At 59.8% G+C, this 14,297-nt stretch carries 13 protein-coding genes; all 13 read left to right on the forward strand.

Features of this window, described 5'->3' with window-relative positions; translation table 11 throughout:
* Positions 1-5: 5 nt before the first annotated feature.
* The 13 genes from nuoH to J2Z75_RS21860 all read left to right on the forward strand — a co-directional run bounded on the left by nuoH (position 6) and on the right by J2Z75_RS21860 (position 14,297).
* Positions 6-1,049, forward strand: coding sequence for an NADH-quinone oxidoreductase subunit NuoH (gene nuoH / locus J2Z75_RS21800; protein ID WP_209854878.1), 1,044 nt, complete (start codon positions 6-8; stop codon positions 1,047-1,049).
* Between the two features lie 64 nt (positions 1,050-1,113).
* Complete coding sequence (gene nuoI, locus J2Z75_RS21805) at positions 1,114-1,605, forward strand: NADH-quinone oxidoreductase subunit NuoI (RefSeq protein ID WP_068953425.1); 492 nt, start codon at positions 1,114-1,116, stop codon at positions 1,603-1,605.
* A gap of 140 nt (positions 1,606-1,745) precedes the next feature.
* Complete coding sequence (locus J2Z75_RS21810; protein ID WP_209854879.1) at positions 1,746-2,360, forward strand: NADH-quinone oxidoreductase subunit J; 615 nt, start codon at positions 1,746-1,748, stop codon at positions 2,358-2,360.
* A gap of 29 nt (positions 2,361-2,389) precedes the next feature.
* Positions 2,390-2,698 (forward strand): NADH-quinone oxidoreductase subunit NuoK, encoded by a 309-nt coding sequence (nuoK, locus tag J2Z75_RS21815; RefSeq protein ID WP_037169335.1) that lies wholly within the window; start codon positions 2,390-2,392, stop codon positions 2,696-2,698.
* A gap of 7 nt (positions 2,699-2,705) precedes the next feature.
* Complete coding sequence (nuoL, locus tag J2Z75_RS21820; RefSeq protein WP_209854880.1) at positions 2,706-4,703, forward strand: NADH-quinone oxidoreductase subunit L; 1,998 nt, start codon at positions 2,706-2,708, stop codon at positions 4,701-4,703.
* The gene (locus J2Z75_RS21825) at positions 4,703-6,214 is read left to right on the forward strand and encodes an NADH-quinone oxidoreductase subunit M (RefSeq protein WP_209854881.1); all 1,512 of its coding nucleotides are present in this window, start codon (positions 4,703-4,705) and stop codon (positions 6,212-6,214) included. The genes nuoL and J2Z75_RS21825 overlap by 1 nt, the downstream gene beginning before the upstream one ends.
* Before the next feature lie 18 nt (positions 6,215-6,232).
* On the forward strand, positions 6,233-7,675 hold the full coding sequence (gene nuoN, locus J2Z75_RS21830) for an NADH-quinone oxidoreductase subunit NuoN (protein ID WP_209854882.1): 1,443 nt from the start codon (positions 6,233-6,235) through the stop codon (positions 7,673-7,675).
* Positions 7,672-8,439 carry a biotin--[acetyl-CoA-carboxylase] ligase gene (locus tag J2Z75_RS21835; protein WP_209854883.1) on the forward strand — a complete coding sequence of 256 codons (768 nt, stop codon included), beginning with the start codon at positions 7,672-7,674 and terminating at the stop codon, positions 8,437-8,439. Before nuoN ends, J2Z75_RS21835 begins: the two co-directional genes overlap by 4 nt.
* Before the next feature lie 34 nt (positions 8,440-8,473).
* Positions 8,474-10,141: a ribonuclease J gene (locus tag J2Z75_RS21840; protein ID WP_209854884.1), complete on the forward strand. Its 1,668-nt coding sequence runs from the start codon at positions 8,474-8,476 to the stop codon at positions 10,139-10,141.
* A 17-nt stretch (positions 10,142-10,158) separates the two neighbouring features.
* Positions 10,159-10,563: a methylmalonyl-CoA epimerase gene (gene mce / locus J2Z75_RS21845; RefSeq protein ID WP_209854885.1), complete on the forward strand. Its 405-nt coding sequence runs from the start codon at positions 10,159-10,161 to the stop codon at positions 10,561-10,563.
* A gap of 112 nt (positions 10,564-10,675) precedes the next feature.
* Positions 10,676-10,945 carry a DUF1467 family protein gene (locus J2Z75_RS21850; protein WP_209854886.1) on the forward strand — a complete coding sequence of 90 codons (270 nt, stop codon included), beginning with the start codon at positions 10,676-10,678 and terminating at the stop codon, positions 10,943-10,945.
* 704 nt (positions 10,946-11,649) lie between these two features.
* A complete protein-coding gene (gene proS / locus J2Z75_RS21855; RefSeq protein WP_209854887.1) occupies positions 11,650-12,978 on the forward strand; it encodes a proline--tRNA ligase in 1,329 nt (442 codons plus the stop codon).
* 11 nt (positions 12,979-12,989) lie between these two features.
* Complete coding sequence (locus J2Z75_RS21860) at positions 12,990-14,297, forward strand: lipoprotein-releasing ABC transporter permease subunit (RefSeq protein WP_209854888.1); 1,308 nt, start codon at positions 12,990-12,992, stop codon at positions 14,295-14,297.

Raw genomic sequence — 14,297 nt, forward strand, 5'->3', positions numbered from 1 at the left:
CGAAAATGGACGCTTTCATTTCCACCTATGTCTGGCCAACGGCCATCATGATCGGCCAGTCGCTGTTGCTGCTGGTCGCGCTTTTGATCTTCATCGCCTACATCCTGCTGGCGGACCGCAAGATCTGGGCGGCGGTGCAGATGCGCCGTGGACCGAATGTGGTAGGCCCCTGGGGTCTTTTCCAGTCCTTCGCCGATCTTTTGAAGTTCGTCTTCAAGGAGCCAGTCATTCCTGCCGGTTCGAACAAGATCCTGTTCCTGCTGGCGCCGCTGGTGTCCGTGACGCTGGCGCTCGCAGCCTGGGCGGTCATTCCGCTCAATGCCAACTGGGTAATGGCCAATATCAATGTCGGCATCCTCTATGTCTTCGCCATTTCCTCGCTTGAGGTCTACGGCGTCATCATCGGCGGCTGGGCATCGAACTCGAAATATCCGTTCCTCTCGGCGCTGCGCTCCGCCGCCCAGATGGTCTCCTACGAAGTCTCCATCGGTTTCGTCATCGTCACCGTGCTTCTCTGCGCCGGTTCGCTGAATCTGACGGATATCGTCGATTCGCAGCGTGACGGCCTCGGCACGATGATGGGCCTGCCGGGCTCGTTCCTCGACTGGTACTGGCTGCCGCTGTTCCCGATGTTCATCATCTTCTTCATCTCGGCGCTGGCGGAAACCAACCGTCCACCCTTCGATCTGGTCGAAGCGGAATCGGAACTGGTCGCCGGCTTCATGGTCGAGTATGGCTCGACCCCGTACATGATGTTCATGCTCGGCGAATATGCAGCCATCTGCCTGATGTGCGCGCTGACGACGATCCTGTTCCTCGGCGGCTGGCTGCCCCCGGTCGACGTCTGGTTCCTCAACTGGGTTCCGGGCATCATCTGGTTCATCCTGAAAGCCTCGATGGTGTTCTTCATGTTCGCCATGGTGAAGGCCTTCGTGCCACGCTACCGCTACGACCAGCTGATGCGTCTCGGCTGGAAGGTCTTCCTTCCGCTGTCGCTTGCCATGGTCTTCATTGTTGCAGTCACGCTGAAACTGGTGGTGTGGGCCTGATGTCCGTTCCCCGTTTCGCAAAATCAGCCGGCGCCTCCCTGGCCGGCACGTTTGGAGGTTGATGATGGCAAGTCTGTCGCAAGCCGTCAGTTCGCTGTTCCTCAAGGAATTCGTCAACGCGTTTTTCCTGTCGATGCGGTATTTCTTCGCGCCGAAGTCGACGCTGAACTACCCGTTTGAAAAGGGGCCGATCAGCCCGCGCTTTCGCGGCGAGCATGCGCTGCGCCGTTATCCGAACGGCGAGGAACGCTGCATCGCCTGCAAGCTGTGCGAGGCGATCTGTCCTGCCCAGGCAATCACCATCGAAGCCGGCCCGCGCCGCAACGATGGCACCCGCCGCACGGTGCGTTACGACATCGACATGGTGAAGTGCATCTATTGCGGTTTCTGCCAGGAAGCCTGTCCGGTGGACGCGATCGTCGAAGGTCCGAACTTCGAGTTCGCCACCGAGACACGCGAAGAGCTCTACTACGACAAGGACCGGCTGCTGGCCAACGGCGACCGCTGGGAACGCGAAATTGCCCGCAACATTGCAATGGACTCGCCTTACCGCTGAGACCGCTGCAACCGGACTGCGCCCGCCACTGAGGCGGGCGCCCATCAGATTTAGGGCGTTGGCCGGGAGTTCCGGTGCGCCAGTGGGAAGGGTGGCCTTTTGGCCATGCCTGCCCGGGGAAGACGAAAAAGGCACCGATCATGGGTCTGCAGGCTCTTTTTTTCTATCTTTTTTCATTCGTCGCGGTTGCGTCGGCGTTCATGGTGATTTCCGCGCGGAACCCTGTTTATTCCGTGCTGTTCCTGATCCTGACGTTCTTCAACTCGGCCGGTCTGTTTCTTCTGACCGGCGCCGAGTTCCTGGCGATGATCCTGCTGGTCGTCTATATCGGTGCCGTCGCGGTTCTCTTCCTCTTCGTGGTGATGATGCTCGACATCGACTTCACGGAACTGCGGTCGGGCGTGCTTGAATATGCGCCGGTCGGTGCCTTGATCGGCCTCGTGCTGGCTGCCGAACTGATCATCGTGGTCGGCGGCAGCTCGTTCTCGCCGGAAATCGCCAAGACGATCTCGATGCCGATCCCGGCGATCGCCGATCGCACCAACACGGCCGCGCTCGGCGACGTGCTCTATACGCATTATGTCTACTTCTTCCAGATTGCCGGCCTGGTTCTGCTGGTCGCGATGATCGGCGCCATCGTGCTGACGCTGCGCCACCGTGACAACATCAAGCGCCAGGATATTCCCACACAGGTTGCCCGCACGCCGAAGACCGCTGTCGAAGTGGTCAAGGTGAAGTCGGGGCAGGGTCTTTAAGACGGACGCGAGGTCAAGGAACAAACATCATGGAAATCGGTATTTCCCACTATCTGACCGTCAGCGCCATCCTGTTCACGCTGGGCGTCTTCGGCATCTTCCTCAACCGGAAGAACGTCATCATCATCCTGATGTCGGTGGAACTCATCCTGCTTGCGGTGAACATCAATATGGTCGCCTTCTCGTCGTTCCTCAACGACATCACCGGCCAGGTGTTCGCCCTGTTCATTCTGACCGTCGCGGCCGCGGAAGCCGCCATCGGTCTTGCAATTCTCGTCGTCTTCTACCGCAACCGCGGCTCCATCGCCGTGGAAGACGTCAACATGATGAAGGGCTGAGCGGCCAATGAATACGATTATTCAAGCCATCGTCTTCCTGCCGCTGATCGGCTTCCTGATCGCGGGCCTGTTCGGCACCTCGATCGGCGCCAAGGCATCGGAATATGTCACCAGCGGTTTCATGATCATCGTCGCGGTCCTCTCGTGGATCGTCTTCTTCGACGTCGCGATCGGCGAGACGGAGATGATCAAGGTCACGGTGATGCGCTGGGTCCAGTCCGGCAGCTTCGACGCCGAATGGGCTTTCCGCGTCGATACGCTGACGGCCGTCATGTTCGTCGTCGTCAACACGGTCTCCTGCCTGGTTCATATCTACTCGATCGGCTACATGCACCACGATGCGAACCGGCCGCGTTTCTTTGCCTACCTGTCGCTGTTCACTTTCGCCATGCTGATGCTGGTGACATCCGACAACCTGCTGCAGATGTTCTTCGGCTGGGAAGGCGTGGGCCTTGCGTCCTATCTGCTGATCGGCTTCTGGTACAAGAAGCCGTCGGCCACGGCTGCGGCGATGAAGGCCTTCATCGTCAACCGCGTCGGCGACTTCGGCTTCGCGCTCGGCATCTTCGGCGTCTTCGTGTTGTTCGGTTCGATCAGTTTTGAGACGATCTTTGCCACAGCCGCCACCTATCTGCCGGCGGAAGGTGCCCATGAGGGCGGCGAGGCCGTCATCACCCTGTTCGGCATGCATCTCGACAAGGCGCACGCCGTTACCGCCATATGCCTGCTGCTCTTCATGGGCGCGATGGGCAAGTCGGCGCAGTTCCTGCTGCACACCTGGCTGCCGGACGCCATGGAAGGCCCGACGCCCGTGTCGGCGCTCATCCATGCCGCGACCATGGTCACCGCCGGCGTCTTCCTCGTCGCCCGCATGTCGCCGCTGTTCGAACTGTCGCATACGGCTCTGATGGTCGTCACCGTGGTCGGCGCGATCACCGCGTTCTTTGCGGCCACCGTCGGCCTCGTGCAGAATGACATCAAGCGCGTCATCGCCTATTCGACCTGTTCGCAGCTCGGCTACATGTTCGTGGCGCTCGGCACCGGTGCCTATGGCGCTGGGATATTCCATTTGTTCACTCATGCCTTCTTCAAAGCGCTGCTGTTCCTCTGCGCCGGCTCGGTCATCCACGCCGTCGATGGCGAACAGGACATGCGCTACATGGGTGGCTTGCGTAAGCACATCAAATGGACCTTCGCCATGATGATGGTCGGCACTCTGGCGATCACCGGCGTCGGTATCCCGTTCTCGGGCATTGGTCTTGCCGGCTTCATCTCGAAGGACATCATCATCGAATCTGCCTATGCCGCGCATTCGCCGGTCGCGGGCTTTGCCTTCACGCTGCTCGTCATTGCTGCCTGCTTCACCAGCTTCTATTCCTGGCGCCTTATTTTCATGACCTTCTATGGCAAGCCGCGCGCTTCCCACGAAGTCATGCATCATGTCCATGAATCGCCGATGGTCATGCTGGTGCCGCTGTTCATCCTCGGCATTGGTGCGGTTTTCGCCGGCATGGTGTTCGAAGGCCGTTTCTTTGGTCACGAATATGCCGAGTTCTGGCAGGGCGCGCTATTCACTGGACCGGAGAACGAAATCCTGGAGCACTTCCATCATGTTCCGGCTTTGGTTGCCCTCAGTCCGTTCATCGCGATGATCCTCGGCTTCGTCACCGCCTGGTACATGTACATCCGCTCGCCTGAGACGCCGAAATACCTGGCCAATCAGCATCGCGGTCTCTACCAGTTCCTGCTCAACAAGTGGTACTTCGACGAACTCTACGACTTCCTGTTCGTGCGGCCCGCCAAGCGCATCGGCACATTCCTGTGGAAGGAAGGTGACGGCAGGGTCATCGATGGCTACGGCCCGAACGGCATTGCCGCCCGCGTCATGGATGTTACCGACCGCGTCGTTCGCCTTCAGACCGGTTACCTCTATCACTACGCCTTCGTAATGCTCATCGGCATCGCGGCGCTTGTTACCTGGATGATGCTCGGGAGCTCCTTCTGATGACCGATTGGCCCATTCTTTCGTTTGTCACCTTTCTGCCGCTCGCTGGCGTGTTAATGTTGCTTCTGACCAATGAGAACAGCGTTGCCGGCCGCCGCAACATCCTGAATATCTCGCTGTTTACGACGCTGGCGGTGTTCGTGCTGTCGTTGATCGTATGGTGGAGCTTCGACAAGTCGAACCCCGGCTTCCAGATGGTCGAGAAGCATGCATGGCTCGGGACCGGTATTTCGTACCATCTCGGCATCGACGGCATTTCGGTCCTCTTCGTCGTGCTGTCGGCTTTCCTCATGCCCTTCTGCGTGCTGGCAAGCTGGATCTCGGTCGAAAAGCGCCTGAAGCAGTACATGATCGCTTTCCTTCTTCTGGAAGTGTTCATGATCGGCGTCTTCGTGTCGCTCGATATCGTGCTGTTCTACGTGTTCTTCGAGGCCGGCCTGATCCCGATGTTCATCATCATCGGCGTCTGGGGCGGCAAGGACCGCGTCTACGCGTCCTACAAGTTCTTCCTTTATACGCTGCTCGGCTCGGTTCTGATGCTGCTCGCCATCATGGCGATGTACTGGCAGGCCGGCACGACCGATATCGCCGAACTGCTCGCCTATCAGTTCCCGCGCCAGATGCAGACATGGCTATGGCTCGCCTTCTTCGCGTCGTTCGCGGTGAAGATGCCGATGTGGCCGGTCCACACCTGGCTTCCCGACGCACACGTCCAGGCGCCGACGGCGGGTTCGGTCATCCTGGCCGGCGTTCTCCTGAAGCTCGGCGGCTACGGCTTCCTGCGCTTCTCGCTGCCGATGTTCCCGCTCGCGTCCGAATATTTCGCGCCGTTCGTCTTCACGCTGTCGGTGGTGGCGATCATCTACACCTCGCTGGTGGCGATGATGCAGTCCGACATCAAGAAGCTCATCGCCTATTCTTCGGTCGCCCACATGGGCTATGTGACGATGGGGATTTTCGCGGCCAATACGCAAGGCGTGCAGGGCGCAATCTTCCAGATGCTGTCGCACGGCATCGTGTCCGGCGCGCTCTTCCTCTGCGTCGGTGTCGTCTATGACCGCACCCACACCCGCGAGATCAGCGCGTATGGCGGCCTCGTCAACAACATGCCGAAATACGCGGTTGCCTTCATGGTCTTCACCATGGCCAATGTCGGTCTTCCCGGTACCTCGGGCTTCGTTGGCGAAATCACCGTGCTGGTCGGCGCCTTCCGGGCAAACACCTGGGTCGCCTTCTTCGCGACGACGGGTGTCATTCTGTCCGCGTGCTACGCGCTCTGGCTCTATCGCCGGGTGATTTTCGGCGCGCTGGACAAGGACAGCCTGAAGTCGCTGCTGGATCTGTCCGGCCGTGAAAAGGCTCTGCTCTATCCGCTGATCGTGCTGACCATCTTCTTCGGCGTCTATCCGGCTCCGGTATTCGATGCGACGGCTGCCTCGGTGGATGTGCTGGTAAACAACTACACTGCGGCCGTGCAGGCAGCGCATGACGTTGCGCTTTCGGCGAAATGACGACAGGACGGGATTGAAATGACTGCTGAAACATTCCTCGCTAGCCTGCACCTGTCGACGCCGGAGATGATCCTTGCGGTCGGCGCCATGGTCCTGTTGATGATCGGTGTCTTCTTGGGCGAGAAGTCGTCCGGTCTGGTCACCGGCCTAGCCGTCGGGCTGCTCGCCGTTTCCGGCGCCTGGCTGATCTGGCAGACCGGCGATGGCCAGGCCTATAATGGCGCCTTCCTGTCCGATCCGTTCGCCAAGTTCATGAAGGTGCTGACGCTGGTCGGCTCCATGGTGGCGCTGATCATGTCGGCGGGCGAGGCGCGTTCGACCGGCATCGACCGGTTCGAGTTTCCCGTCCTGATCGTGCTTGCCACGCTCGGCATGATGCTGATGATCTCGGCCAATGACCTGATCTCGGTCTATCTGGCGCTCGAATTGCAGTCGCTGGCGCTCTACGTCGTTGCCGCGATGAACCGCGACAATCTGCGCTCGACGGAAGCCGGCCTCAAATATTTCGTTCTCGGCGCGCTGTCGTCGGGCATGCTGCTTTACGGCATGTCGCTGGTCTATGGCTTCACAGGCCATACCAGTTTTGAAGGTATTGCCGCGGCATTGTCGGCCGAAGGCCGCTCGCTGGGCCTGATCTTCGGATTGGTCTTCATTCTTGCCGGCGTTGCCTTCAAGATTTCGGCCGTTCCCTTCCACATGTGGACGCCGGATGTTTACGAAGGCGCACCGACACCGGTGACCGCGTTCTTCGCAGCCGCTCCGAAGGTCGCAGCGATGGCGATGCTGATCCGTCTGGTGATCTCGCCGTTCGAGCCGATCGTCGCCGATTGGCAGCAGATCATCGTTTTCATCTCCATCGCCTCCATGCTGCTCGGTGCTTTCGCGGCCATCGGCCAGAAGAACATCAAGCGCCTGATGGCCTATTCCTCGATCGGTCACATGGGCTATGCGCTCGTGGGTCTCGCCAGCGGCTCGATGGCAGGCGTGCGCGGCGTGCTGATCTATATGTTGGTCTACATGGTCATGACGCTCGGTACCTTTGCCTGCATCATGGCGATGAAGCGCAAGGACGGAAATCACGTCGAGGAGATCGATGATCTTGCCGGCCTGTCGCAAACCAATCCTTTCATGGCGACGGTACTGACCGTCATGATGTTCTCGCTTGCCGGCATCCCGCCGCTGGCTGGCTTCTTCGCCAAATATTTCGTCTTCATGGCGGCGATCGAGGCGCATCTCTTCGCACTGGCGATCATCGGCGTGCTGGCATCGGTCGTCGGTGCCTACTATTACCTGCGCGTCATCAAGCTGATGTGGTTCGATGATGCCAAGGGCGAGTTTGCCCGTCCCTCCGGTGTGTTGCGCCTCGTGTACGGGCTCTCCGGTCTGTTCGTTCTCGCCTATGTGCTGATCGGCGGACCGATCGGCACGGCGGCCGAAGTCGCAGCGCGGACCTTCTTTTGACAGGACAGAACCGGATCGGCAGGATCGCGCTCGACGACTTCCGGCACACGGCCCTGGGCGATGTCGGATCGACGAACACGGAATGCCTGATCCGGGCCCGCGCCGGTGATCCGGGACTGCACTGGATCACTGCGGCGCGACAGATTTCCGGCCGGGGGCGGCGCGGTCGTGCCTGGGCGTCCGAACCGGGCAATCTCTACGCTTCGCTGCTTCTGATCGATCCGGCGCCAATGGAGAAACTGCATTCCCTACCGCTCGCAGTCGCCGTCGCGGTGCACCGGGCGATCCAGGTGGTGATGCCGCCGGGCTCCAATCCGGTCTCGATCAAATGGCCGAACGATATTCTGATTGCAGGCAAGAAGTGCTGCGGTATCCTGCTTGAAGGCGAGGGGCTGCCAGACGGACATCATGCTCTGGTCATCGGCTGCGGTATCAATGTTGCGCTGGCGCCGGACCATGGGCTTTATCCTGTGACGAGCCTGCAGGCGGAAGGTGCCACCGTTTCGCCGGACGAACTGTTTGCCCATCTGTTTCGCAGCATGGGCGAGGCATTGAACGTCTGGAATTGCGGCGAGGGCATAGCCGAGATTATTGCACAATGGCGGTCGGCTGCTGGCGGAATAGGCCAGAAGATCACCGTCAACCTGCCGGATCGCTCGCTTTCCGGGCGGTTCGAAGGCATAGATGAAGACGGCCGGCTGATGCTCGATCTCGGGGCAGGCACGGTTCAACGCATCGCCGCGGGCGATGTATTTTTTGGATAAACCCATTTTGGGTGACATAAGGCGCAATCAATAAATGAGCAAACAAGACGAACTCGTCTTCCTGCCGCTGGGCGGAGTTGGGGAAATCGGCATGAACCTGGCCCTTTACGGCTATGGTGCTCCCGCCCATCGTCAGTGGATCATGGTTGATTGCGGCGTGACCTTCCCGGGCCTGGACCTGCCCGGTGTCGATCTGGTGCTGCCCGATATCCGGTTTCTTGCCGAAGAGCGCAAGAACCTCAAGGGCATCATCATTACCCATGCCCATGAAGACCACTATGGCGCGCTTGCCGATCTCTGGCCGGGCCTCAACGTCCCGGTCTATGCCTCGCCGTTCACCGCCGGCATGCTGGAAGCCAAGCGCTCCTACGAGCGCAGCCGCGCCGAAGTGCCGATCACCATCTTCAAGGAGGGCGACCGCATCAATGTCGGTCCGTTCGAAATCGAGGCTGTTGGCGTCAACCATTCGATCCCCGAGCCGATGTCGCTGGTCATCCGCACGCCGCTCGGCAATATCGTCCACACCGGCGACTGGAAGATCGATCATGCGCCGTCGCTCGGGCCCTTCACCGATGAAGCGCGCTTCCGCGCCGTCGGCGACGAGGGCGTTCTGGCGCTGATGTGCGACAGCACCAATGCGATGCGCGATGGCGTGTCACCATCGGAAGAGGAAGTCTCGACCAGCCTCACCAAGATCATCGAGGACGCCAAGGGCCGCGTGGCGATCACCACCTTCTCGTCCAATGTCGGCCGCATCCGCTCGATTGCCAAGGCATCCGCCGCCGCCGGTCGCGAAGTCCTGCTTCTCGGCAGCTCGATGAAACGCGTCTGCGACGTCGCCCGCGACGTTGGGCTGATGGAAGGACTGAACCCGTTCATCGCCGAAGACGAATTCGGCTATATCCCGCGCGACAAGGTCGTGATCATCCTGACCGGGAGCCAGGGCGAATCCCGCGCGGCACTGGCAAAGATCTCGCGCGACGAAATGCGCAACGTTGCGCTGACGGCCGGGGACACGGTCGTGTTTTCCTCGCGCGCCATTCCCGGCAACGAGAAGGCGATCAACGACATCAAGAACGGCCTCGTCGAGCAGGGCATTCATATCGTCACCGACACCGAAGCTCTCGTCCACGTTTCCGGCCATCCCCGTCGCAACGAGCTGCAACAGATGTACGCATGGACGCGTCCGCAAATGCTGGTGCCCGTTCATGGTGAGGCCGCGCATCTGACAGCGCAGGCCGAACTCGGCCTTCAATCCGGCATCAAGACCGTTCCGCGTGTTCGCAACGGTGACATTCTGCGTATCGCTCCCGGGCCTGCAACCGTGATCGGCACGGCGCCGCATGGCCGCATCTACAAGGATGGCAGCCTGATCGGCGATTTCGAGGAGATGGGGATCGGTGAGCGTCGCAAGCTCTCCTTTGCCGGACATGTCTCGGTCAATGTGGTTCTCGACGCGCGCTACGATTTCGCTGCCGACCCGATCGTCGTTCCGATCGGCTTGCCGGAATTCGACGATGAAGGCGAAGACATGAACGATACGCTCTATGATGCAGTCCTTGGCGCCGTCGAAAGCATTCCGCGCGGCAAGCGCAAGGATATTGCATTGGTAACGGAAGCCGTGCGCCGGGCGATCCGCGGCACTGCCAACGAAGTCTGGGGCAAGAAGCCGGTCGTCACGGTGTTCATCAACAAGCTCTGACAGCTTAAAGGCCATTCATGCTTGGACGTGTCAATCATATCGCTCTGGCCGTGCCGAATCTTGCCGAGGCGGCGGAGCGATACCGGTCGATGCTTGGCGCCTCGGTAACCGAGCCCGAAGCCTTGCCGGAGCATGGTGTCAGCGTTGTCTTCGTCACTCTGTCCAATACCAAGGTGGAGCTTCTGGAACCGCTCGGCGCAGACTCGCCGATCGCGGCCTTCCTTGCCAAGAACCCCGCCGGCGGCATGCATCATATCTGCTACGAGGTCGATGACATCCTGGGCGCGCGCGATAGTCTCGTTGCCGCCGGGGGCAGGGTTCTGGGCGACGGCAGCCCGAAGATCGGCGCGCATGGAAAGCCGGTGCTGTTTCTCCACCCGAAGGATTTCTTCGGTACGCTGATCGAGCTCGAACAGGTGTGACAGAAGGGCGCGAGCCAGATATTTGTCGAGTTGGCGGGAAAGCGCTATAACGTCGCTCCAAAGCACAATGCCAAAGGGAGCTTTTCATCTCCCTCCGCAGTGAGAGACTACCATGCCCATCTTCTCCGTCTTCGCGATCTATTTCATCATCTGGTGGCTAACGCTGTTCATCGTCCTGCCGATTGGCTTGCGGACTCAGGCGGAGGAAAACGAGGTCGTGCCGGGAAGTGTTGAAAGTGCGCCGGCGCGCTTCCGCGCATTTCGGGTCTTTTTGATGACGTCCGTGCTTGCGGCCGTGATTCACTTCGCCTGGTATATCCTCTCTGTCCGTCTCGGCTACGGCCTCGACGCGATCCCGCAGTTCGCTCCAAAGTTCTATTGAGATCGAAGAAGCGCGTGTTGTTCCTGCGACATTCGCCGGTGCGATAGCGACAGCTTACCGAGCGTTTGGCTCAACGAGATGAGGTGCGTGCCACATAATCGACACGAATCAAGTCGTGTCCAAAATTCTCTAAAAGGTGAACTGTAAAAAAATCAAAAAAAAACAAGGCTAAAAGCCTTGTTTCTTAAAGTATCGCGTGATCCTTATCCGTTACCGGTGGCTGCGTGTAAACGCGCCTAAGATCTTATCCTCCCAAGACTTGACCGCGAAATCGACAAGAATTTAATCTCCCTGCCTCTTTTCTGAGCCGAAACTAGCTCAAACATTATGCGTTGTCATCTGATTTTTTTGTATTTTTGCTACACTTAGGTAAAATTTTTCCGTTGACAACTTCTGTCAGAATCCTGTTACTACCGTGCCTTTTTAAAGCCCGAATTTCAGCTTGCCCGGTCTTCGAATTCTGGCTCCCGTCAGGTGAGGCACCCGCGAAGATGACGGGTTTTCTTCCTGTCGCGAAGCGTCTATGAACGCGTGAGCGCGGTGCATCCTCTTTGCGGAATCAGCTGGCCGGATCGCCGCGGCAAACAGTCAAACGGCAGTATCCGGCTTGCGCGCCTGACGCGTGTGTGCGGCCTGCAAGCTCAACGTTATTTCGCCCGATTCCAACGATAGTGCGAAGTGCTTTTAAGTTCTGGAACCCGTTCATGCGCCTGTCCCGCTTTTTCATGCCCATTCTGAAGGAAAATCCCAAGGAAGCGGAGATCGTCTCGCACCGGCTAATGCTGCGTGCCGGCATGGTTCGCCAGCAGTCGGCCGGCATCTATACCTGGCTGCCGCTCGGCAAGCGCGTACTCGACAAGGTCAACAAGATCATTCGGGAAGAGCAGAACCGCGCCGGCGCCGTCGAGCTTCTGATGCCGACGCTGCAATCGGCCGAACTCTGGCAGGAAAGCGGGCGCTACGACGCCTATGGCAAGGAAATGCTGCGCATCAAGGACCGGCAGGACCGGCCGATGCTCTATGGGCCGACCAACGAGGAGATGATCACGGATGTGTTCCGCTCCTATGTGAAGTCCTACAAGGACCTGCCGCTCAATCTCTATCATATCCAGCTGAAGTTCCGCGACGAGATCCGCCCGCGCTTCGGCACCATGCGCTCGCGTGAGTTTCTGATGAAGGATGCCTATTCTTTCGATCTCAACCGCGAAGGGGCGGTGGACAGCTATAACCGCATGTTTGCCGCCTATCTGCGCACCTTCACGCGTCTGGGCCTGCGCGCCATTCCGATGCGTGCCGACACCGGCCCCATCGGTGGCGACCTCAGCCACGAGTTCATCATCCTTGCCGACACCGGCGAATCGGAAGTCTTCTGCCACAAGGATTTCCTGAATTTCGACATTCCCGGCGAAGACACGAATTTCTGGGACGCGGCCGCCATGAAGGCCGTCTTCGACAAGTGGACCTCGCTCTATGCCGCCACGTCGGAGATGCATGACGCGGCCGCTTTCGACGCGATCGACGATGCCTCGAAGGTTTCGGCGCGCGGTATCGAGGTCGGTCATATCTTCTATTTCGGCACGAAGTATTCCGAAGCCATGGGCGCCAAGGTGCAGGGTCCGGACGGCAAGGAGCACACCGTGCACATGGGGTCCTACGGCATCGGCCCGACCCGGCTGGTTCCGGCGATCATCGAAGCCTCGCATGACGAGAACGGCATCATCTGGCCCGACTCGATCGCGCCGTTCGATGCGGTTGTGATCAATATGAAATCCGGCGACGAAGCCTGCGACGCAGCGTGCGAAACCATCTATGCTGCGCTCAACAACGCAGGATTCGATACGCTGTATGACGACAAGGACGATCGCGCCGGAACCAAGTTTGCCACCGCCGACCTGATCGGTGTGCCGGTACAGATCATTGCCGGCCCGCGCTCGGTCGCAAACGGCGAGGTCGAACTCAAGAACCGCAAGACCGGCGCCCGCGAAACATTGACCATCGAGGCCGCCATCAACAAGCTGACCGCCTCGAAATAAGGGACCAGGGAATGAGCGCCGCGACGCTAGAGCAGGATAAGGCAGCGGCCGCCCAGCCGCCGTCGAGCCGTCCGTTTTCCACATTTGAGCGCATGGTGGCCTGGCGCTACCTGCGCTCGCGCCGCAAGGAAGCGTTCATTTCGGTGATCGCCGGATTTTCCTTCATCGGCATCATGCTCGGCGTCGCAACGCTGATCATCGTCATGGCTGTCATGAACGGCTTTCGCACCGAGCTTATTTCGCGCATCCTCGGCATCAACGGGCACATGATCGTCCAGCCGCTCGACGGGCCGCTCGACAACTATGCCGATCTGGCGACGAAGTTTTCCGGCGTCAAGGGCGTCACCATGGCGATCCCGATGATCGAGGGGCAGACGCTGGCTTCCGGTCCGGGCGGCGCCGGTACCGGCGCGCTGGTACGCGGCGTGCGCGCCGACGATCTGACCAAGATGAAGGCGATTTCGAACCACATCACGTCCGGCGATCTCGTCGGTTACGCGGCGGGAACAGGCGTGGCTATCGGCTCGCGCATGGCCGAGCAGCTGGGCATCACTGCCGGCGGCACGATCACGCTGGTGGCACCCGAAGGCGACATCACCCCGATGGGCGTCAATCCGCGCGTCAAGTCCTACACCGTATCGGCGATCTTCGAGCTCGGCATGTCGGAATATGATGCCTCGATCATCTTTATGCCGCTGGAGGAAGCGCAGCTCTATTTCAACGCCGAGGGCATCGCCCAGTCGATCGAGCTGTTCGTCACCAATCCCGATCTGGTCGACGACCTGCGCCAGCCGGTGGAGGATGCCGCCGGCCGCCAGGTGCTGATCAGCGATTGGCGCGACCGCAACAAGACGTTCTTCTCCGCGCTTGCCGTCGAGCGCAACGTCATGTTCATGATCCTGACGCTGATCGTCCTGGTAGCGGCGCTCAACATCGTCTCTGGCCTGATCATGCTGGTGAAGGACAAGGGCAGCGACATCGCCATCCTGCGTACCATGGGGGCGACATCGGGTGCGATCATGCGGATATTCTTCATGACGGGCGCGGCGATCGGCATCGTCGGCACGTTCGCAGGCGTACTTCTGGGCGTCGTCGTCTGCCTCAACATCGAATCCATCCGCCAGTTCTTTTCCTGGATTTCGGGCCAGACGCTGTTCAATCCCGAACTCTACTTCCTCAGCCAACTTCCGGCCGACATGAACCCGGGTGAGACCATTTCCGTGGTCGCCATGGCCATCGGCCTGTCCTTCCTCGCCACGATCTTTCCGGCCTGGCGCGCCTCGCGCCTGGACCCGGTTCAGGCCCTGCGCTACGAATAA

The sequence above is a fragment of the Rhizobium herbae genome (genome assembly GCF_017873135.1).
In the GTDB taxonomy this organism is placed as follows: Bacteria; Pseudomonadota; Alphaproteobacteria; order Rhizobiales; family Rhizobiaceae; genus Pararhizobium; species Pararhizobium herbae.